23 protein-coding genes and 2 tRNA genes are annotated in these 20,285 nt (G+C 61.3%); 16 read left to right on the top strand and 9 right to left on the bottom strand.

Annotation, left to right across the window (positions count from 1 at the left end; all coding sequences use genetic code 11):
- Window positions 1-55: 55 nt before the first annotated feature.
- Window positions 56-1,633, top strand: coding sequence for an efflux transporter outer membrane subunit (locus JK176_RS04530; RefSeq protein ID WP_211586597.1), 1,578 nt, complete (start codon window positions 56-58; stop codon window positions 1,631-1,633).
- Between the two features lie 64 nt (window positions 1,634-1,697).
- On the opposite strand, the gene fbaA is transcribed toward JK176_RS04530, so the two are convergent.
- Window positions 1,698-2,774, bottom strand: a complete 1,077-nt coding sequence (gene fbaA, locus JK176_RS04525) for a class II fructose-bisphosphate aldolase (RefSeq protein ID WP_211586592.1) — start codon at window positions 2,772-2,774, stop codon at window positions 1,698-1,700.
- 171 nt (window positions 2,775-2,945) lie between these two features.
- Here fbaA and JK176_RS04520 point away from each other — a divergent pair, with 171 nt between their 5' ends.
- From JK176_RS04520 to JK176_RS04495, 6 genes are all read left to right on the top strand, one after another.
- Window positions 2,946-3,716 (top strand): response regulator, encoded by a 771-nt coding sequence (locus JK176_RS04520; RefSeq protein WP_099285864.1) that lies wholly within the window; start codon window positions 2,946-2,948, stop codon window positions 3,714-3,716.
- 20 nt (window positions 3,717-3,736) lie between these two features.
- Window positions 3,737-5,113 carry an ATP-binding protein gene (locus JK176_RS04515; RefSeq protein ID WP_249194223.1) on the top strand — a complete coding sequence of 459 codons (1,377 nt, stop codon included), beginning with the start codon at window positions 3,737-3,739 and terminating at the stop codon, window positions 5,111-5,113.
- A gap of 117 nt (window positions 5,114-5,230) precedes the next feature.
- Window positions 5,231-5,794: a NifU family protein gene (locus JK176_RS04510; protein ID WP_194261340.1), complete on the top strand. Its 564-nt coding sequence runs from the start codon at window positions 5,231-5,233 to the stop codon at window positions 5,792-5,794.
- Between the two features lie 3 nt (window positions 5,795-5,797).
- Window positions 5,798-6,418, top strand: a complete 621-nt coding sequence (locus JK176_RS04505; protein WP_211586591.1) for a malonic semialdehyde reductase — start codon at window positions 5,798-5,800, stop codon at window positions 6,416-6,418.
- Window positions 6,415-7,047, top strand: coding sequence for a tRNA (adenosine(37)-N6)-threonylcarbamoyltransferase complex dimerization subunit type 1 TsaB (gene tsaB, locus JK176_RS04500; RefSeq protein WP_194261208.1), 633 nt, complete (start codon window positions 6,415-6,417; stop codon window positions 7,045-7,047). The genes JK176_RS04505 and tsaB overlap by 4 nt, the downstream gene beginning before the upstream one ends.
- Window positions 7,044-7,487 (top strand): GNAT family N-acetyltransferase, encoded by a 444-nt coding sequence (locus JK176_RS04495; RefSeq protein ID WP_349291902.1) that lies wholly within the window; start codon window positions 7,044-7,046, stop codon window positions 7,485-7,487. Before tsaB ends, JK176_RS04495 begins: the two co-directional genes overlap by 4 nt.
- On the opposite strand, the gene JK176_RS04490 is transcribed toward JK176_RS04495, so the two are convergent.
- Entirely contained in the window at window positions 7,474-7,716 is a 243-nt protein-coding gene (locus JK176_RS04490) for a sulfurtransferase TusA family protein (protein WP_211586590.1), read from the bottom strand. The two genes, JK176_RS04495 and JK176_RS04490, sit on opposite strands and share 14 nt — an antisense overlap.
- An 87-nt stretch (window positions 7,717-7,803) precedes the next feature.
- Here JK176_RS04490 and JK176_RS04485 point away from each other — a divergent pair, with 87 nt between their 5' ends.
- From JK176_RS04485 to JK176_RS04465, 5 genes are all read left to right on the top strand, one after another.
- Entirely contained in the window at window positions 7,804-8,211 is a 408-nt protein-coding gene (locus JK176_RS04485) for a MucR family transcriptional regulator (protein WP_062029993.1), read from the top strand.
- Window positions 8,212-8,316: 105 nt separating this feature from the next.
- The gene (locus JK176_RS04480; RefSeq protein WP_194266955.1) at window positions 8,317-8,850 is read left to right on the top strand and encodes a Fur family transcriptional regulator; all 534 of its coding nucleotides are present in this window, start codon (window positions 8,317-8,319) and stop codon (window positions 8,848-8,850) included.
- Window positions 8,851-8,921: 71 nt separating this feature from the next.
- Window positions 8,922-9,752, top strand: coding sequence for a GNAT family N-acetyltransferase (locus tag JK176_RS04475; protein ID WP_174694226.1), 831 nt, complete (start codon window positions 8,922-8,924; stop codon window positions 9,750-9,752).
- Window positions 9,753-9,828: 76 nt separating this feature from the next.
- Window positions 9,829-11,343, top strand: a complete 1,515-nt coding sequence (gene lnt, locus JK176_RS04470) for an apolipoprotein N-acyltransferase (protein ID WP_211586587.1) — start codon at window positions 9,829-9,831, stop codon at window positions 11,341-11,343.
- Window positions 11,344-11,498: 155 nt separating this feature from the next.
- Window positions 11,499-11,981, top strand: coding sequence for a helix-turn-helix transcriptional regulator (locus JK176_RS04465; RefSeq protein WP_235993316.1), 483 nt, complete (start codon window positions 11,499-11,501; stop codon window positions 11,979-11,981).
- Window positions 11,982-11,992: 11 nt separating this feature from the next.
- On the opposite strand, the gene JK176_RS04460 is transcribed toward JK176_RS04465, so the two are convergent.
- Window positions 11,993-12,655, bottom strand: a complete 663-nt coding sequence (locus JK176_RS04460) for a tyrosine-protein phosphatase (RefSeq protein WP_211586585.1) — start codon at window positions 12,653-12,655, stop codon at window positions 11,993-11,995.
- On the opposite strand from JK176_RS04460, the gene JK176_RS04455 reads away from it, so the two are divergent.
- Window positions 12,654-13,130, top strand: a complete 477-nt coding sequence (locus JK176_RS04455) for a hypothetical protein (RefSeq protein ID WP_249194189.1) — start codon at window positions 12,654-12,656, stop codon at window positions 13,128-13,130. The two genes, JK176_RS04460 and JK176_RS04455, sit on opposite strands and share 2 nt — an antisense overlap.
- 100 nt (window positions 13,131-13,230) lie before the next feature.
- Complete coding sequence (locus tag JK176_RS04450) at window positions 13,231-14,799, top strand: globin-coupled sensor protein (protein ID WP_194266948.1); 1,569 nt, start codon at window positions 13,231-13,233, stop codon at window positions 14,797-14,799.
- A gap of 2 nt (window positions 14,800-14,801) precedes the next feature.
- On the opposite strand, the gene JK176_RS04445 is transcribed toward JK176_RS04450, so the two are convergent.
- From JK176_RS04445 to JK176_RS04435, 3 genes are read right to left on the bottom strand one after another with little or no spacing between them, the layout of a single operon-like run.
- Complete coding sequence (locus JK176_RS04445; protein ID WP_194261215.1) at window positions 14,802-14,981, bottom strand: Trm112 family protein; 180 nt, start codon at window positions 14,979-14,981, stop codon at window positions 14,802-14,804.
- A gap of 2 nt (window positions 14,982-14,983) precedes the next feature.
- Window positions 14,984-15,670, bottom strand: a complete 687-nt coding sequence (locus JK176_RS04440) for an LON peptidase substrate-binding domain-containing protein (protein ID WP_194261216.1) — start codon at window positions 15,668-15,670, stop codon at window positions 14,984-14,986.
- A 4-nt stretch (window positions 15,671-15,674) separates the two neighbouring features.
- On the bottom strand, window positions 15,675-16,628 hold the full coding sequence (locus tag JK176_RS04435; protein ID WP_211586583.1) for a co-chaperone YbbN: 954 nt from the start codon (window positions 16,626-16,628) through the stop codon (window positions 15,675-15,677).
- Window positions 16,629-16,800: 172 nt separating this feature from the next.
- On the opposite strand from JK176_RS04435, the gene JK176_RS04430 reads away from it, so the two are divergent.
- A tRNA-Gly gene (locus JK176_RS04430) sits at window positions 16,801-16,875 on the top strand.
- Window positions 16,876-17,000: 125 nt separating this feature from the next.
- Window positions 17,001-17,075 (top strand) — tRNA-Gly (locus JK176_RS04425).
- A gap of 178 nt (window positions 17,076-17,253) precedes the next feature.
- Here the strand turns inward: JK176_RS04425 and JK176_RS04420 are convergent.
- The 3 genes from JK176_RS04420 to adhS form a co-directional block, all read right to left on the bottom strand.
- A complete protein-coding gene (locus JK176_RS04420; RefSeq protein WP_211586581.1) occupies window positions 17,254-18,840 on the bottom strand; it encodes a carbohydrate porin in 1,587 nt (528 codons plus the stop codon).
- Between the two features lie 223 nt (window positions 18,841-19,063).
- On the bottom strand, window positions 19,064-19,585 hold the full coding sequence (gene ppa / locus JK176_RS04415; RefSeq protein ID WP_062030065.1) for an inorganic diphosphatase: 522 nt from the start codon (window positions 19,583-19,585) through the stop codon (window positions 19,064-19,066).
- Between the two features lie 174 nt (window positions 19,586-19,759).
- Window positions 19,760-20,161 carry an alcohol dehydrogenase subunit III gene (adhS, locus tag JK176_RS04410; RefSeq protein ID WP_011252329.1) on the bottom strand — a complete coding sequence of 134 codons (402 nt, stop codon included), beginning with the start codon at window positions 20,159-20,161 and terminating at the stop codon, window positions 19,760-19,762.
- Window positions 20,162-20,285: the final 124 nt, after the last annotated feature.

Below are 20,285 nucleotides of genomic sequence, written 5' to 3'. Positions count from 1 at the left end.
TGCTGACCGAACCGGTCGGTCACTGCAAGATCATTTCCGCTTCAGGAGTTTCTTTGTGAGCGCAGCCTTCACTTCCCGCGCGCTGCTTTGCGGCTGCGCCCTGTTCACCCTGTCCGGCTGCCTCATGGTGGGGCCTGAATATCACGCGCCCAAACCCTGGTCGCCCGCGCACTATACGGACCATATGGCGGGTGCGCCTGACAGCATTATCAGCGAGATGAAGGCCGACAGCCGCTGGTGGCAGGTTTTCCACGATCCCGAACTGACGTCGCTGGAAGCCCGTCTGGTCAATCAGAACCTGTCCTTCCGCCTTGCGACCGCCAATCTGGCGCAGAGCCGCGCGCAGCTCATCATGGCGGGGGCCGAGCGCTTCCCGGCCCTGAGCGCCTCGGGTTCATATCAGCGCAGCCAGTACAGCACCAAGGAAATGCAGGAGATCATCAGCCGGGTGGGCGGCAATATCGCGAAGTCCGCTGGTAACACCCTCGGATCTTCGGTCGGACCACTCCTTCAGGGAGGGGCCGATGGCGCCACGGTTCCGCTGCTGAACCAGTGGCGCAGCGCGATTGATGCGACCTATGAAATCGACCTGTGGGGCCGTGTCGCGCACCAGTACGACGCCGCCAAGGCCGATCTTCAGGCGACGGACGAGGAGCGGCGCTCCATTCTCATCGCCCAGCAGGCCGACATGGCACGGGGTTATATGGGCCTGCGTGGCGACCAACAGCGCCTGAAGATCCTACGCGACAACCTCAGGATTCTCACGCAGATCACCTCCATCGCGCAGGAGCGCTATCATGGCGGTCTGGTGACGGAGCTGGACGTGGACTCCGCTCAGGGCCGTCTGCATGACATGCAGGGTCAGGAAGCGCAGCTCGAACAGGCTGTAGCGCAGGAAGAGAACGCGCTTGCGCTGCTTCTGGGCGCCCCTCCGGGCAGCCTGAATGCCGAGCTGGACAAGAACGCCGGCGTGCCGGTCGTGCCGCCTGTGGTGCCCGTTGGTATTCCGTCCGAACTGGCCCAGCGCCGTCCGGATATCCGCGAAGCCGAGGCCCATCTGCGTGGTGCGGTGGCCGAGGTGGGCGAGGCCACGGCGGATTTCTATCCGAAGGTCACGATCAACGCCGATTTCGGTTTCCAGACCCTGTCGTTCCGCGATCTGGGGTTCTGGAACGCGCGCGCCTGGAATGTCGGCCCGTCCATTTCGCTCCCGATCTTTCAGGGTGGACGCCTGTACGGTCAGCTCGAGCTGAAGAAATACGCACAGAAAGCGGCAGCGATTTCCTATCAGCAGACCGTCATCAAGGCCTGGCATGACGTGGACAATGCGCTGATCGCGTATCGGGACGAACAGCTCCATCGTCAGGGCCTTCAGGCGGCTGTCAACGACAACACCCATGCCCTCATGCTGGCGCAGAGCCAGTATCGCAGCGGCCTGACGAACTATCTGAACGTCCTGAACGCGCAGTCACAGCTTCAGTCCGCCCAGCTTGACCTCGTCAGCAGCGACGCCACGCTGGCGACCAACCTGACGCGTCTTTACAATGCGCTCGGCGGTGGCTGGGAAGACGCTCTCCCAAACAACCCGGACGTGACGAAAGCGCAGCTCGCCTCCGCAACGCCCGGTCCCTGAACGGAAAGCTCTTGAACGGGAGGCTTAGGCCTCCCGCAAGCTGGTCCCGTCAGGCCCTTATCCGTTAGGCTTTGTGCGCGACGGACCGGCCCTTCGAGCCCAGAATCTCGAAGGCTTCGTCCAGTCGGCCGACGATGGATTTCTCGCCCACGCGCAGCCATTTGCGCGGATCGTAGAGGGACTTCATCGGCTTGTCGGTGCTGGGGTCGATCTGGTGCTGGAACGCGACCGGATGCTCCAGAACATAGTGGCCCACGCCCTGTGCGAACGCGAACTGGATGTCGGTATCAAGGTTCATCTTGAACACGCCGTAGGAAACCGCGGCATCGATTTCCGCAAGCGTCGAGCCTGAACCGCCGTGGAACACCAGTGGCAGCGGCTTGGGACCGCTTTGCGTGGCCTGTTCGACCGCTTCCTGCGAGTTCTTCAGGATCTCCGGGCGAAGCTGCACATTGCCCGGCTTGTAAACGCCATGCACGTTGCCGAAAGACGCGGCAATCGACACGGTGCCAATCGGGGAGAGCAGGTTCCACGCTTTCAGAACATCTTCGGGCTGCGTGTAGAGATGGGCGTTGTCCGCACCGTCTTCGAGGTCATGACCAACGCCATCTTCCTCGCCGCCGGTCACGCCCAGTTCGATTTCCAGTCCCATCCCCAGAGGCGCCAGCCGCTTGAGCATGGCGGCGGACGTCGCAAGGTTGTCCTCGAGCGGTTCGGCGGACAGGTCGAGCATGTGGGACGTAAACAGCGGCTTGCCGGTCGTCCGGAACTCGTCTTCGCTCAGGGTGATGAGGTCGTCGAGCCAGGGGATCAGCTTGCGGTCGGCATGATCGGTATGGAGAATGACGGCGATGCCGTATTCCTTCGCCAGAAGATGGACGTGGCGTGCCATCGAGGCCGCGCCGAGCACGCGGGCGCGATGGGCGTCGGGCAGGCCTTCGCCGGCATAAAAGCGCGCGCCACCATTCGAAACCTGAATGACGACGTCCGATCCATTCCGGGCCGCTGCTTCCAGAACGGCATTGACGCTGTCGGTGCCGACGACATTGATGGCGGGAAGGGCATAGCCCCCTTCATGGCAGGCCTTGATAAGGGCCGTATAACTGGCGCCACTGACGACGCCGGGTGAAACTCTTGACATTGGCGGCTCCAACTGAACGCATGAAACAGGCCAGCAAAACGGGTGCGGCTGTAATGCGTTGTACTGTACGATGCCAATTGGTTTTCGTCATGAGCCTTCAAATCACTGAAAGATTTATTGTCAGGATTTGTCGCTTGTGATGCCCGCCCTGTGGAGACTATGGAAAAAGACATGGTGCCAAATCTTTCCGACCCAGATCTTCCCGCCCGTATCCTCGTCGTCGAAGATGACGCCGGAATGCGGACCCTCATCCTCCGTGCCCTTCAGGGCGGCGGCTTCCGCGCACGGGGTGTTGCCTGTGGGGAGGAGATGTGGGCCGCGCTTGAAGTCGCACCCGTCGATCTCATCATCATGGACATCATGCTGCCGGGCAAAAGCGGCATTGAACTGTGCCGTGCCCTTCGCAGCGGACAGGGTGCCCAGCACGAAAACGAGACGCCTCCCGCTCAGGTGCCGATCATCATGGTCTCCGCGCGGGGTGAAGAGCGCGACCGCGTGACCGGCCTCGAATCGGGCGCGGATGATTACGTCCCCAAGCCGTTCGGGCAGCGCGAGCTTCTGGCGCGCGTGCGGGCCGTGCTGCGTCGCGGCATCGCCACCACCGGCGCCCCGCAGGAGCGTGTCCGCCGCGAGACGCTGCGTTTTGCGGGCTGGACGCTTGATCTGCGCCGCCGCGAACTGACGGACCCGTCGGGCGCGACCGTCGATATCTCCGGCGCTGAGCACGACCTGCTGACCAGCTTTCTGGACAACCCGCAGCGCGTCATCGCGCGCGACCGTCTGCTGGAACTGTCGCGCACCCGTCTGGGGGATGTGTCGGACCGGAGCATCGATGTTCTCGTCAGCCGCCTGCGCCGCAAGCTTGGTTCGGACGCCGACCAGCTCATCCGGACCGTGCGCGGCCTTGGATACATCTTCGTGGCAGAGGTTGAACGGGTCTGAACATTCAGAATCGCATCCTGCTGTGGCCGCTGGGGCTGGTCGGGCGCGTCTGCGTTGTCCTGACCGTCGCAGTGACACTGGTGTTCCTGACGAACGCCATTTTCTACGGTCAGGCTGAAACCTATATCGTTGATGACGTGCGCATCGCCCAGCTTGGCGAGGCGTTGAGCACGGATCTGCGGGTGCTGGCTGCGGCGCCCGTCAGTCAGAGATCGTTTCTGGCCGTCATGCTCTCGGGCAGCGAACTCAGTGTGGCCTGGCAGCCAGCCTCCATCGCGCCCGTATTGCCGGGACATCCCCCCGTCGCGCTCACACAGCTCGTCCGGCGTCTGAAGGCGGACGATCCTATTCTCGAACAGGCCCATCTGGACCTCTATACACTCGGACCGGGGAGTGCGGACGTGCTGGGGTCCCAGCGTCTGCCAGATGGAAGCTACATCCATTTCCGGGTGCCGGGGATGCTCGGTCATCACCGCGTCACGCGCGGACTGGCCTCGGCAGCGATTGCTGCCGGAGCGGTCGCCATTGCCGCGACCATGTTGATCCGCGGCCTCAGCATGCCGCTCCGTGCGCTGGCCTCGGTTGCCGACCGCATCGGTTCCAACGAAACATGGGTGCCGCTGGCTGAGCGTGGTCCGCCGGAAGTCCGCGGCCTCGCCCGTGCCATCAACGCGATGCAGGAGCGCATCCAGAGCCTCATCAACGACAGAACGCAGGCTCTGGCGGCGGTTTCGCACGATCTGCGAACGCCCCTGACGCGCCTGCGCCTGCGCTGCGGTTTTCTCAATGACGGCGAAGCACAGGCCGCCATCGAGGCCGATCTGGACGAGATGGAAGCCATGGTGAACGGCATCCTCGCCTATCTGGCCGGTGCCGACGATCCCGAAGTCCCTCGCACCATCAATATCGTTGCGACGCTCGAAACCCTCGTGGACGACCATGTGGATCGTGGCCATGAGGCCCATTACGAAGGGCCGGACCGCGCACTGGTCCATGTCCGTCCGCTCGCGATGAAGCGCGTCCTGTCGAACCTGATCGAAAACGCCATCAATTATGGTGGTAATGTCCTCGCCACGCTCCGCACCCGTGAGGACGGCGCGCTGGAAATCGCCATCAGCGACAGCGGCCCCGGCATCCCCGAAAGCGAATACGAACGTGTGATCGCCCCCTTTTATCGTCTGGAAAGCTCACGCTCGCGGGCCACGGGGGGAATCGGGCTGGGTCTGGCCATCGTGCAGCGCGAAATCTCGCGCGAGGGCGGCACGCTGGTGCTTGGACGCGGAGATGCCTCGAAAGGTTATGGCGGGCTGTGCGCGACCATCATTCTGCCGAAGGGACTCCCGTCTCCATCAAGGAAAAATGAGGGAAAAGGCGAGGGGCAGGGCGAACAGGTCTGATCGGGCGTGTTCCAGCGTTAAAAACACGCGAAGTCGGACCAATGCAGTCCCGACACTTGCACCTTGAGGCGAAGTGGCACATGTCAGGGCGGACTGGAACGCAAGGACATGACCACGATGTTCATCGAGACCGAAGACACTCCCAATCCCGCTACCCTGAAATTCCTGCCCGGCCGCAGCGTGACCGGCGATGCCCGTCCCGTCGATTTCGGTGATGCCGATGTCGCTGCCGGACGCTCCGAACTGGCGACCGCGCTGTTCGGGCAGCCAAATGTGCGCCGCGTCTTCCTTGGCGGCGATTTCGTCTCCGTCACGAAGTCCGACGACATCAGCTGGGGCGACCTTAAGCCCGTCGTGCTCGGCACGATCACGACGTTTTTCGAAAGCGGCCGCCCGGTCCTCTCGGGAACGCAGTCCGCTCCGGAACATGATGTTGCGCCCGAAGACGCCGAAGTTGTCAGCCGCATTCAGGACCTGCTCGACACGCGCGTTCGCCCTGCCGTGGCCGGTGACGGCGGCGACATCGCGTTCCGTGGCTACAAAGATGGCGTGGTCTATCTGGCTATGCAGGGCGCCTGCTCCGGCTGCCCGTCTTCGCGTGCGACCCTGAAGCACGGCGTCGAGAACATGCTGCGGCATTATGTTCCCGAAGTCGCTTCGGTCGAACAGGTCGAGGACTGAACCATGGACGGCCAGACAGCCCCTGATTGCGCTCCGGTTCCGGGTGCGGAAGCCCTGTTCACGCAGGCCCGGACGCCGCGCAGCTTCTCGCCGCGCCCGGTCGGGGAAGATGTCCTGCGCCGTCTGTACGATCTGGTGAAGCTGGGGCCGACCTCCGGCAACTGCTCGCCGGGTCGCTTCGTTTTCCTGACGACACAGGACGCCCGCGAGCGCATCCGCCCCGCGCTATCGCCGGGAAACGTATCTCGCGCCATGGCGGCCCCGGTTCTGGCCGTCGTGTGCCATGATCCGCTATTTTTTGAAGCGCTGCCCCGTCTGAACCCGCAGGAGGGCCTGCGCGACTGGTTTGCCGCTGATGTGGGTTTGTCTGACGAGACGGCCTTTCGCAACGGTACGCTCGAAGGTGCCTATCTCATCATGGCCGCCCGGATGCTGGGCCTGTCCGCCATGCCGATGTCCGGCTTTGACTGCTTCATGGTCGAGGACACGCTGCTGAACGCCACCGGCTGGCGCGTGAACTTCCTTGTCGGGCTTGGCTATCCGGCGCAAAACGAACCCGCCCCCGACCATGCCGAGCCGCGTGCGCCCCGTCTGGATTTCGGAGAAGCCTGTCTGTGTCTGTGACGGGGTCTTCACGGACGGTCGTTTTCAATGGAGCCGGGGCAGGGGCCGGTCTGACCAGTCTGGTGGCTCTGGTTGAGGATGATCGGGTTGTTGCGGAAAAATTGATGGCCGGACGCGGCGCTTCCGAGCATTTCGCTCCCGCCATCCGCGACCTTTTGGCACAGAACGACTGGACCACGGCCCCTGATCGTGTTGTGGCCGTTCTCGGTCCGGGATCCTTCACCGGACTGCGCTCGTCCCTGTCACTGGCCGCAGGTCTGGCGGCAGGCTGGAACTGCCCCACGATCGGCGTCACGCTGGGTGAGGCGATCCGCGCCACCCTCAGTCGTCCGGACGCTGTCTGCGTTAGCATTGCGCGTCGGGGGCGGGTGTTCGTGGACCCGCCGCACGGGCCCGTCACGGCCAGCCAAACGGTTGATCTCGATCCCGCGGACTGGGTCTGCGTGACGGGCGATGCCGTGTCCGAAAAATCGGACTGGCTGTGTCCTGTGCTGTCCTGCGAGGCCCCGACCGCTCTGGGCATCGTTCAGGCCGCACAGGGCGTTTCTCCCGGTCCCTTGATGCCGCTTTATGTCGATCCGCCCGAAGCCAAGCCGCCCGCAGCCGGTCTGAGGCCCTTGCCCCTGTGAGCAGTCCGGAACCGGCGTTTGAATTGCGGACGATGGGGATCGAATGCGCGCCGCTTCTGGCGGAGCTTCATGAAGCCGCGTTTCATGGCGGAGAAGTCTGGAGTGCGGCGTCCTTTATTGATTTACTATCCATGCATGGAACAGAAGTCGTCATTGCACTGATCGACAATAGTCCTGCCGGTTTCATTCTCTCGCGGACAGTTCTGGATGAAACGGAAATCCTGACACTTGCGGTTCATCCATATTTTCGCCGCAGAGGTGTCGGAATGTCTTTGGTGCAGGCCATTCTGTCCAAAGGACAAGTATTTCTGGAAGTAGCAGTCTGTAACAATCCGGCTGCTGCACTGTATGAAAAATGCGGTTTTGTAAAAGCCGGCCTGCGTCGCGGCTATTACAGGGACGGAAGTGACGCGCAGGTCCTTGTTTCTAACGCCTTTTGATACTCAGGCAGTAAAGATCTGCCCTGTCTGGAACAGGCGAATCAGCCAGAATTGTATGGGCCAGTGCCTGCACTGATGCCCGGACGTTCTTGCGTGTTTCTGTTCCATGGAGCCACACGTCAAGTCTCTGTCCCGAAGTCATGGCATCGAGTTTGGCCCGAACATATACAGTCGTCATGGGGCATTTTTTCTCTGTTATATCTATGAAGAATATTTCATTTTCTGTCACAGTCTCGTTTCTTTCTTTTTATGCTTGAACGAAGCAATTTATGACTGCTACATGCTCACTCGCTCAAGGATGAAGGACTTATCTAATATGTCGCAAGAGACAAATGCTCCCGAACTGCATCAGCTGACCGCGCAGATCGTTACGGCCTATGTATCAAACAACGATATTCCGGCTGACGCTCTTCCGGCCCTGATCCGGTCCGTTCATGACTCTCTTGCAACGGTGAACGTTCCGGAAGAGGCTCCTGCCGAGAAGCTGGTCCCGGCCGTTTCGCCGCGCAAGTCGGTTTTCCCGGACTACATCATCTGCCTTGAAGACGGAAAGAAGCTGAAGCTCCTGCGCCGCCACCTCAAGACAGCCTACAACATGACGCCGCAGGAATATCGCGAGCGCTGGGGCCTGCCGCCGGAATACCCGATGGTTGCTCCGAACTATGCGAACCACCGCTCTTCGCTGGCCCGCAAGATCGGCCTTGGCCGTCGTCGCGAAGACTGAGAGCCTCGTTTCCCTGTCGCCGGTTTCTTCATCCCGGTGACAGGGAAAATCCCGACAGGCTCCATAAAGTGGACAACACGCCTGTTTTTCGGCTAGGCCGCAGATATGGTCGCAGATACGAAAACCGCTGAGAGACGCAGCAGCCCCGGGAATCGGAAGGCCTCCTCTTCCCCCGTGCCGGATGATTCGCACATTGCCCGCCTGTGTGTGGAAAGCGGTCTGAAAATGACCGGCCAGAGACGTGTCATCGCACATGTCCTGTCCATTGCCGACGATCATCCTGACGTCGAAGAACTCTATCGCCGTGCCTCCGAGATCGACAGCCGCATCTCCGTGGCGACCGTCTATCGCACGGTGCGTCTCCTTGAGGAGAAAGGCATTCTCGAACGCCGCGATTTCGGCGGTGGACGAGCACGCTATGAAGCCAGTGACAGCGGCAACCACTACCACCTGATCGACGTGGATAGCGGCCGTGTCATTGAATTCGAGGACGACGAACCGGTCCGTCTTCTGGAGCAGCTGGCTCAGCGTCTGGGATTTGACCTCGTCTCCCATCGCATCGAGCTGTTCGGTCGTCGTGCCGAGCCCGAAAGCAGGAAAAAATCTCCTCCCGAAAACAGGAACAAGAGCGGATCATGACCACCAAACTGGATGGCACTCCCATTTCCGCTCCGCATACGCTGGCCAGTAGCGAAGAAACCCTGCGTCAGATGGAGACGCTCTCCACCCTGTCCCTGAACCGCGAAGGCGGGTTTCAGGAACTGCGGGGTGGCACGCTGGGGGTACGCATCGCCGAGACGGAAGAGGAGCGCGACGCTGCTCAGGCCCTGCGCTATCGCGTCTTCTTTGAAGAACTCGGCGCCCATCCTGACGAGCGCGCCTTCCGCACCAAGCGTGACGTCGATGAATTCGACGAGGCGGCCGATCACCTTCTGGTTATCGATCATGACAAAGGCCCCGGTGCCGCCGGTGTCGTTGGAACCTATCGTCTGCTGCGTTCCGATGCTGCGGAGAAAGTTGGGCGTTTCTATACATCCTCCGAATACGACATCTCGACCCTGACGGAATTTCCCGGACGTCTGCTCGAAGTTGGTCGCTCCTGCGTGGCGAAGGAATATCGCGGCCGTTCCGCCATGCAGCTGCTGTGGCGCGGTATTGCGTCCTACATCTTCCTGCACCGGATCGACGTGCTGTTCGGCTGTGGCAGCCTGCCGGGAACCGATCCGGATGCTCTGGCCGACCAGCTTACCTACATGCATCACAACCATCTGGCACCCCCGGCTTTGCGTATCCGCGCGCTGCCAGACCGTTATGTGGAAATGCAGCGCACCGATCCGCATGTGCTGGACTACCGGGCCTGCCTCAACAAGCTCCCGCCGTTGATTAAGGGCTATCTGCGTCTGGGCGGTTATGTGGGTGATGGTGCCGTGGTGGACGAGCAGTTCAACACCACGGATGTCGCCGTTCTGGTGAAGAGCGAACTTCTGGCGGACAAATATTACCGCCATTACGAACGCCGCCTGCGCGACGCCCTCGACTGACAGCCTTTCCGCAGCTGGATCTTGAGGGTCCGGCTGTTTTCTGTTTCAGCCCCTTCGTCAGCCGGACGGTTCTCCCATGATTTCGACGCTCCCTGTCCGCGGCTGGCGGCTCGCCGGACTGATGCTGCTTGCCGGAGCGCTCGCAGCCCTGTCCCTGCCTCCGGTCCATTTCCTGTTCCTGCTGCCCGTTGGACTGATGGTCCTGTATCGCGTGTCGGAGGATGCGCGGTCGTGGAAGCAGGCGGCATGGTGTGGCTTCCTGTTTGGCATGGGCTTCCACACCGTCGGGCTTTACTGGCTGACGAATGCGATCCTGACCCGCGTTCACGAATTCTGGTGGATCGTGCCGTTTGCATCTCCCGGCGTTTCGCTGCTGATCGCTCCCTTCATCTGCGTTCCGGCCGTGCTGTGTCGTGTAGTGCCGCCGGGCTGGCGACGGGTGCTGATGTTCGCGGGAAGCTGGACCGTCATGGATATGGGGCGCGTCTTCATGTTCTCGGGTTTTCCGTGGAATCCGCTTGGCAGCGACCTTGAACTACCGGGCCTCGCTGGAGACGTCCTGATTCAGCCCGCCGCCGTTCTGGGTGTGGATGGGCTATCGCTGGCCCTCGTGCTCGGCTCACTTGCTCTGTTTCGCGGCAGACGTGCGGCGTTGGCGGTACTGGCCGTCTGCGTGCTCTGGGTTGGTGCGGGCGCATGGCGACTGTTCACTGCAACGCCCCTGAACATCACCAATCCTCGCGCGGTTCTGGTGCAGGGCAACGTGCCGGAAGCGGAAGTCATCAGCCATGCGGATGCGGTCGGTAATTTCCGCCGCTATCTGAGCCTGACGGCACAGGGGGCGCAGAAAGCCTATGCGCAGGGTGGTCGGTCGCCTGTGGTGATCTGGCCGGAATCCGGTTTCCCCGGCCTTCTGGACGAAGATACGCTCGCCCGGCAGATGATCGCTCGTGCCGCAGATGGCGCTCCGGCTCTGGTCGGTTCGGACCGGCAGTCCGGCAAGGACTGGTTCAACAGCCTGATTGCGGTTGCTCCCGATGGCAGCATTGCGGCTATTTATGACAAGAGTCGTCTGGTGCCGTTCGGCGAATACCAACCCTGGATTCTGCCGTTTAACGTGCTGCCCGGTGTTCTGACGCCGGGGCCGGGTCTGAAGACATGGGATTTGCCGGGTCTGGGGCGCGTGGGGCCGATGGTCTGCTACGAGATCATTTTCTCTGGCTCCGTCACGGCCCGCAACGACCGCCCGGACTGGCTGGTGACGATTTCAAATGACGCCTGGTACGGCAACAGCGCCGGTCCGCGCCAACATCTCGCTACGGGGCGGATGCGGGCCGTGGAGGAGGGGCTTCCGGTTGTCTTTGCCAATAATACCGGAATTTCCGCCATTTATGACGCGACCGGACATGAAACTGCCCGTCTGGGCTGGGGGCTAGCCGGTGTTCTGGTCAGCGATATTCCGTCGCCGCTTCCCCCGACATTTTTCTCCCGCTTCGGGCGCGCGACGCCCCTCACGCTTGCGATCCTGTGCATGATTATGGCCCTGTTTCCTGCGATTCAGAGTCGACATAGAACGACACAAAAAGGTTAACATTGACAAGTTGTTGTAGTTTTATTAACCATCAGGACGTGCCAGAAAAACAGTCCTCTTCCTCGGATCGTACTCGCTCCGAAACCCGCAGTTCCGCTGCGGCCGGGCCTGTAGACGCCCATGTCGGCAACCGGATCAGGCTGCGCCGTACCCTCATGGGGTTGTCGCAGGAAAAGCTTGGCGAGGCGCTGGGCCTGACTTTTCAGCAGATTCAGAAGTACGAACGGGGCGCCAACCGCGTCGGCGCCAGCCGTCTTTACGATCTGGCGCAGATTCTGGACGTGCCCGTCGGCTTCTTTTTCGATGATATGCGGGAGGCTCAGGAATCCCGGACCTTTGCGTCGCGGCCTTTCCCTGAGACTTCCCGGCCTTTCACCCCCGTCTTTGGTCAGTCCCAGCCTTTCAAGGGACCGGTTACGGGGTTCGCCGAAACTCAGGCTGCATTTGGCGATCGTCCGGCCCGAAGCGCTGCATCGCCCCGCCTGTTCGATCTGCCGGTGGACGAGGCCGCCCTGTTCAGCCGCCGCGAGACGGTCGAGCTGGTGCGGGCCTATTACCGCATCCCGGACCCTGCGGTCCGTAAACGGATGCTGGACCTGATCCGCTCCCTCGGCGCGGCAGATCCGAAAGCGGACTGAACGTCGGGTTTTTATTCCCGACGCAGAATGCTGTCATTGACGAAAGACGCCAGCTTTCCAGCCTTGAAGTCGGCGCGCAGACGGTCCTCGTCATACTCGTTCCGCACCCAGTCCATGAACGGCAAACGTCCCTCGGCTTCCTTCTGATAGTGCAGGAAAAACGCATCCAGAATCCCGGTGCGGGAACGGTTGAAATGTCCGAACCGCCAATGCAATTGCCCCAGAGCGTCCTGAGCCGTACCGCCCTCGAACATCAGTACCAGCCCGGAGGCCAGACCCGCGCGGTCCGCGCCGGATTTGCAGTGCATGAGCATGGGAAAAGCCAGCGTCTGATACATGTCGTAAAACCGCAGGATACGGTCACGATGCGGGGCGCCCCGGCTTTCGAATGCCATGTCGAGATGCGTCAGCCCCAGTTTTGCGCTAGCCCCGCGTGACAGCGCATCGGAGCCGCATTTGCGATGTCCGCGCAGGTTCACGAGCGTCTTCAGATGCAGTCGCCGCTTCAGGCTCCGCAGCCGCGCGGGCGTCGGATGGTTGCAGCGCCAGACCTTGCCCGGCACGACGGGGGCAAGATTGGTCCAGCCGAGCCGGAAGATGGAATGGTCCACGAACAGACTGTCCCACCAGGCGCGCCGCCGTGTGGCAGGGGTCGTGATCCGGCCTTCGAACATGGTAAATGCATCCTTGCTGGACAGGCCGCTGATCGCGGCGGGAACGCGCTGTGTCCCATCCTGCAAAGGGATGCGTCAACCGCTGAAAAGTGCTATATTGCCTGTCATGCGTTTCGTCTCTTCCCTCTTTATGCTGTCGTTTCTTGCCATGACAGGCTGCGGCTCCATGCTCAGCGGGCCATCCCCGGACATGGCCCCCCTTCCGCCGCCAGGTGCAGGCCCGGGTCACGGATCGCATGCCCATGGCAGCGCCCGTCACCGTCAGGGAAGCGGCGTGTCCTATGCCGATGACGCTCCGGTCATGCCCATGCCGCCGGGTGCGGAAAGTCCGGCGCCGTCCTCCCATGAGACCGACAGTGGGCCATCCTCTGGTGGCATGTCCTTCGGTGGGCAGGGTGGAAGCGTCGATATCGCACCGCATCCGGCAACGCCGGATACCGAAGTGTCTTACGGTAAAAACAATACGCCCAACTGACCGGAGATCTGTCGGGGTTTCTTCATGATTGCGTAACACTTGGCGTGTTAGGGGCTTTGGCTTGAACATGCGCCAAATCCACGCTCTGGAGACTCCGATTATGACTGAGCAGGTCAAGGCAGATATTGCCGAACGACTGCTTTTTCTTGGCATCGGCGCGGCTGAGAAAGCCCATCTGGCCAGAATCCGCCCACAGGCCCTGAGCGTTCTGGGATCTGCGCTGGACCATTTTTATGGCCGGATTCTTAAAACTCCGGCCCTGAACAAGTTTTTTTCCAGCGAGCAGCACCGCAATGGCGCCCGCAGCCAGCAGGAAAAGCACTGGAAGCAGATCCTCCAGGGCGAGTTCGGCGCCGATTATGTTGCGAGCACGCGTGCAATTGGGAACACGCATGCCCGGATCGGCCTCAAACCCCAATGGTATGTCGGCGGTTATGCCCTCCTGATCGAAGGCATGGTGACGGAACTGCTTCGCCAGCACTGGCCCCAGCCGCGCCGCAGCGTTCTGGATCGTCTTCTGCGCCGGCCGGCCAAAGGAACCTCCGCTGAGGAAGCGGCTTCCCAGATCGGACTTCTGATCCGCTGCGGCCTGCTCGATATGGAACTCGGGCTGGAAACCTACACCCAGAATCTGGACGTGCAGGAACGGTCGCGGGCGGAAAACGAGCGCATTCAGAGCCTCGCAGCCCTGTCGGACGCGCTGGCCGATGCACTGGATCGCATGGCAGGCGGCGATCTGGTCCAGCAGATCGACCCGTCGTTGGAAAACGGCTCAAGCCGGATGGGCGGTGCATTTCATCGCGCCTGCGAAGGGCTCGGACGGATCGTTCATGCCGTTCGCGAGACCTCGGGGGCCGTGGAACAGAGAGCCCGCGAAATCAGTGGCTCTACGGAAGACATCACCGGCCGTATCGCCGAGCAGGTCGATGCGTTGGCGGCTGTGGCGCGCAACATCGCGGAACTGACGTCTTCGGTGAAGGCCGTGGCCGACGAAGCCCGTCAGGCCGATACGACCGTGGCCGATTGCTGTCAGGAAACCGAACAGGGCCGTGAAATCGTCGGCAAGACCGTCGAGGCGATGGCCAAGATTTCGTCGTCCTCCAACCGGATCGTCCAGATCATCGGCGTCATCGACGAGATCGCGTTCCAGACCAATCTTCTGGCGCTCAATGCGGGTGTGGAAGCCGCCCATGCCGGGGATGCAGGACGTGGTTTTGCCGTCGTCGCGCAGGAAATCCGGGCGCTGGCGCAGCGTTCCGCCACGGCGGCCAAGGAAATCAAATCACTGATCGCCAGCAGTATGCAGGATGTGCAGCGCGGTGTGCAGATGGTCGACGAAACCGGTACGGCCCTCGGCAACATCAGCACGTCAGTTGAGCGTCTGGGAACGGCTGTGGGGCAGATTGCCTCGGGCGCTGAAGCGCAGGCCCAGCGCATCATGGATATCAACGCCAGCACAACGCAGCTTGAGGGCGTGACCAAGAGCAACGCCGCAATCGTCCATCAGACCAGCAGCGCCAGCCAGAAACTGGTCGGTGATGCCGGGGAACTGACGCGCGTTGTGCGGAACTTCAAGGTCCGCAAAGCCCAGTCCCGCCCGTCACAGCGAGGAGGGCTCCCCTCCGCGCCAAAAATGCCGTCCCAGAACGGCATCCGGGAAAAAGCCTGACTTCAGGTCTCGATCGAACGGGCTTCGTCAGCCAGCATGACCGGAATCCCGTCCCGGATCGGGAAGGCGAGCTTGGCCCGGGGGCTGATCAGCTCCTGGGTCTCGCGGTCATAGGTCAGCGGCCCCTTGGTCAGAGGACAGACCAGAAGGGAGAGGAGGCGGGGATCAAGTTCAGTCGTCATGACTATTCCATGCCCCTCTCAAGCAGATCCAGCAAGAGCCCGGCGCGTTCGTCCAGCGTCATGGCTTCCAGCAGGGACTGCTTTTCCACCGGTGTGAACGGTACAAGCATCGGCAGGACAACCAGTAGCGTCTCATCGTCCATATCCTCGATCAGCGGCCAGCTTGCCTGAAGATCGCGGGATTCGAGATAGGTTTTCAGACCCTCCAGCAGCAGATCGCGATTGATCGGCATCGGATCTTCTTCGACCAGATCGGCGGCGAATGGGGTGGCATCAATGATACCTTCGCGCCATCCGTGCTCGGTAGGGGTTTCACGGATCAGACGGAAGCGGGAAATTCCGAGCAGGGTGACGGTGAAGGTACCATCCGTATGTTCGGCAAATTCCGTGATGCGGCCCAGCGTTCCGGTCCGGTAGAGCAGGGGGTGCTCGTCCGTATCAGGGTCCATGAGTGGCTGGATGACGCCGATCATCCGGCGTCCGGCCAGCGCATCTTCCAGCAGCGCTACATAGGGCGCTTCAAAGACCAGCAGCGGCAAATGGCCGCCGGGCAGTAGTAACGCGCCTGACAACGGAAACAGGCCGACGCGGGGCGGAATATCGGCCAGCGTCAGTTCCGTCAGGGGCGGAGCGCGCCGGGCGGGCTCGTTCGATACGTCGTCAGGCGGGAGATCGGGAGTTTCGGTCATCGGCTCACGAGAACAGAAGGGAAGAGAGTTTGCGTCTTGCGGCCAGCGTAGCAGGGTCCGTATGTCCCCACGCTTCAAAAAAGCGCAGAAGCTCGGTTTTCGCTGCGCCATCGTTCCAGTCCCGGTCGGTACGGAGAATGTCCAGCAGCGTATCGGCGGCCTGCGCGCGCTGACCGGCTCCGTTAAGGGCGGCGGCTAGTTTAAGGCGCAGATCGAAATCATCGGGTTCTGCGGCGCTCTGCTGACGTAGCGTGTCGAGTTCCGAGGCGGCTTTGGTGCCTTCTACATGCAACGCCAGCGCGGCGCGGGCGCCTGTGATTTCCGGATGGGTGTCCAGTTTGGTCGGAACCTGCGAGGAGGCATCTTCGGCGGCTTCCGGCTCGTTCAGGGCAATCAGCGCACGGATCATGCCACCCCAGCCTTCGGGGCTTTCCGGTTCTGCTTCCAGAAGCTGCGAGAACAGACCGGCCGCCTGATCCGCATGGCCATCTGACAGCGCCTGACGGGCGGCTGTCAGAATTTCCGTGGCGGGCATGACATCTCCGGCCAGTTTGAGCAGGGACTCCACAAAGCGGCGGATTTCGCTTTCCGGCTGGGCGCCCTGGAAAAGATCCAGCACCTGCCCTTTCCAGAACGCCACGACGACGGGAATGGATTGAAGCGGCAGGCCGAGTTGTTCGAGCTGTGCGGCGAGGGCCTTGTTGGCTTCCACGTCCACCTTGACGAGTCTGACCCGCCCTCCGGCCGCGCGGACGATTTTTTCCAGAACGGGCGTCAGCTGTCTGCATGGGCCGCACCACGGCGCCCAGAAATCGACCAGAACCGGAATCGTGCTGCTGGCGTCGACCACGTCCGCCATGAAGCTGGACTGATCGGCGTCGATGATGGTGGCGGTTGCGCCTGCCGGGGGTGTTTTGGGGGATTGGCCGATAATGTGTTCGTCGAATGTGCTGCTCATGGGGGCGGGGACCGTTCGCTGGGAAAACAAGTTCCCTGAAAGATCGGATGTGTGTGCCTGTGGTGCAAGTCCACACCCTGTCGGAGGGGGGCGGGAAGCAGATATTGCATCAGAATCGAAAAATCCCTCTTGCGCGGTTCTGCTGATTCGGCCATAAGCCCCTCCACGGAGTGCGGGTGTAGCTCAGGGGTAGAGCACAACCTTGCCAAGGTTGGGGTCGTGGGTTCGAATCCCATCACCCGCTCCAATGAAAAAAAGGCACCTTCGGGTGCCTTTTTTCGTTTCTGCATTCTGTCGCCAAAGTGGTGTTGGGATGGCCTCTTCTTCTCTTGCGCCGGGGCTCTGATTCGGCCATAAGCCCCTCCACGGAGTGCGGGCGTAGCTCAGGGGTAGAGCACAACCTTGCCAAGGTTGGGGTCGTGGGTTCGAATCCCATCGCCCGCTCCAGAAAAAATCCAGCATATTGAAGTGATCAACCAGTCCCTTCCGCGGTGCGGGCGGGGAATTTCCGCTGCATTTTCGAACACTGTTCGAAACTCAGGATGGTCTGGAAAAACGCCATGCGGGCAAGCGGTTTATCCGGGAAGCCGCCTGTTGAGATCGTGCTTCCCGGACGAAGTGTTGTTCAGAAGAACTGGATGTGGCTTTTGAAGCCAAGCATTGCGGCGTCCTTGAGGGCTTTCTGTGCGCCCGGACGGAAATAGTACTGGAAGTCAGGCGCGAAGGTGACGCCGCGCATCACATGGATGCGGTATGTGGCTTCCAGAACTTCGCCGAATGTCTGCGGTGTCAGGGAGCCTGCCATGAGCGGCACGCCATACAGGGCCTGAAGCCGTTCCGTTGCGGTCGCGTTCTTGGAAACGCGGACATAGGAGAAGTTGATACCGATCGTATCCAGCGGGCGTGAGGCCCAGAATCCGGTATCAATCAGGCCCGCGAAATATTGCTGGCCACGAAGCTGGGTGCGCGGGCTGTTGGCGTACATGCCGCCTAGCAGGATCAGGCCGGCATCGGCATTGCCCTTAACGTGATGGCGCAGCACCATCTGATCGGCCAGAACCCAGGCCGACCATGAATAGTTCACGGTCCGGGGGGGCAGGCCGCTGATGACATAGGGCTGCCCGTTCATGTCATAGTAGTTGTCTTTGTGGGGCGCGTTGTCGATGGCGTAGCCGACCTTGTAGTGACCGGGCAGCTTGTCCTTGCCGAACAGCGGTTCCCACCCGGCTTCGACCGGGATTGCTTCGCCGTGGATGTCACCGCCATTGAACTTAAAACCCGTACGGTATTGCACGTTGCCGTAAATTCCGGCCTGCGCGAAATAGACGCCGGTCTGGATGTAGGTGCTGACGGTTGGCCGGGTCCGGGCGCGGAAAGCCCAGCCCGCATCCGGGTAGGACGAATGGGTCGTGTTGTCTGACGATGCTTTCGGGTTTCCGCAGAACGCATTGTTCTGGAAGGTGCAATACAGCGGATTGGACGAGAAATCGTTCAGGAACGGGATACGCCCGGCCGCAAGGTCCACGCGGCCCTTGGCGATTGTCTCTTCGGCATAGGCATAGACGAGATGGACGACCACGTTGCCGCCTGCGCCGTAGATTTCGGAGCTGGGGTTGAGGTTATCGCCAAACATGCGGCTGCCGGGGATACCGTACCGGCCCACGACAAGTGCATGGGTCGAGAAGCCGCGGACATTGGCGAGCTTTTCCCAGTCGATATCGTTCTCAAGGCTGTACTGGCCAGCATTGCTGCTGCCCTGTTTCAGGCCATAGCCCGGTGTCGGGCTGGTGATGGCGCCGGAAAACTCGTTGGTGGTGTCCATCGTTAACGCGATGCCGCGATCGCGCAGCCAGGTATTCCAGCCGAACGGGTTCGTCAGAAGAGCTTCGGGTTTTGGAAGGGGAGGAACCCATTCATTGCCGAAATAGATCTGGTTCAGAGGCGTGTTGACTCGCTCGCTGGGGAGTTCCGAGTTTTCGGACGGCCAGATGACGGGCGGAATTCCCTGCTGCGGGGCTGTGACCTTGATCTGTGTGACTTTTGCGTCCGGGCTATAGGCCTGAAAGGTCGAGAGCGTCCGGTCTGAAGCGGATCCCGTGCTGGGTGTTGAGGAGGTCCCTGAGGTGTTCTGGGTCCCAGCACTCTGGGCCATGACGCAGGACGGAAGAATTGTGGCCAGGCAGAAAGCTGCGTGGAGATGAACTCGAGACAATCCGCTGATTCCTTGGAAAAGCAGGTTAGCATCTCGGAGGTAACATATATTTACCGGTAAAGAACATAATATAATGTTACTTGTATCATAAATTCCCACAAATATATGTGATATCGAACAAAAACCCCCTGCCTCCGGGGGAAGCAGGGGGTTTTGAAAGCGTACCCGTCAGGGTGTCCGTCGGGAGCACACTATGGGCGTTCCTCCGACGGAAGTCAGGGGATTACTTGGCGGCGGCAACCGAAGCCATGATGACTTCGCCTGCGGCGGCCTTGTCAGCCCAACCCGTGACCTTGACCCACTTGTTGGGTTCCAGATCCTTGTAGCGCTCGAAGAAATGCGTGATCGCCTTCTTCGTGATTTCCGGCAGGTCGTCTACGGAGTGGACGTTCGTGAACTGCGGGTGGACCTTGTCGTGCGGGACGCAGATGATCTTTTCGTCCTGTCCGCTTTCGTCTTCCATCTTCAGCATGCCGATCGGGCGCGCACGGATCACGGCACCCGGCACGACGGCGGACGGCGTCAGGACAAGAGCGTCAGCCGGATCGCCATCGGCGGCCAGCGTGCCCGGAATGAAGCCGTAGGCAGCCGGATAGGCCATCGGCGTGAAGAGGAAACGGTCCACGACGAGGGCGCCGCTGTCCTTGTCCACTTCGTACTTCACCTGCGATCCCTGCGGGATTTCGATGACGACGTTGATGTCGTTCGGCAGGTCTTTGCCGGGCGAGATCTTGGAAACGTCCATGATGTTCATGTCCTGAACTGTTTGGAGAGGCGGGGATAATACCGGCGCCCGCGGCCCCTGCCCAGAGCGGAAAGGGGCGAAGTCCGGTCTGGTGGCGGGAAGTGGGCATAAAAAAAACTCCCCGTGCCGTGGGGCAGGGGAGTTTTTGCGAAATCCGGGTCCTGCGGGCAGGGCTCAGAGCATCGGCTGTGCGGCCTTGACGGCGGCGTGACAGGCGGCGCGGCGGTCGTCTTCGTTCGTGTAGGCCACGAGGTAGAAGCGCTTGCCGTTGCTGTCGAAGTAACCGGCGGTGCCGAGCGCATAGTCGAAATTGCCGACTGTCTGTTCGGTTGCCTTGTACTTCTCGCTCAGCCCGTAAAGAACCGGGTTGCCTTCGTCATAGGACACATACTGCTGCTCGACGCAGTAGTTCATGATGCCAGCGAGGTTGGCGGGCGAAACGCCCGTGAAGTCCTTGCCGGGCGTACCCTGAACGGCCGGCGGGGGCGGGGGGGACTGTTCCTGCGCCATGGCGGCCTGGGAAGCCAGACCGAGCCCGAGGGCGAGGCCGAGGACGGGCACGATACGACGAAACATCACGGTATCCTTAGTTCTGAAACCCAGTAGGTCTTAAACCTGTCGTCCGCGGTATCCCGCGGCTGAAAACGAACAATTCCTCCGTTTCCCGGAAAAGGGAAGTGTGTTTCAGAACATTTCTTCG

The organism is Gluconobacter sp. Dm-73, from assembly GCF_018256215.1.
Taxonomy (GTDB): Bacteria; Pseudomonadota; Alphaproteobacteria; order Acetobacterales; family Acetobacteraceae; genus Gluconobacter; species Gluconobacter cadivus.
This window is presented reverse-complemented; position numbering and strand designations above follow the sequence as displayed.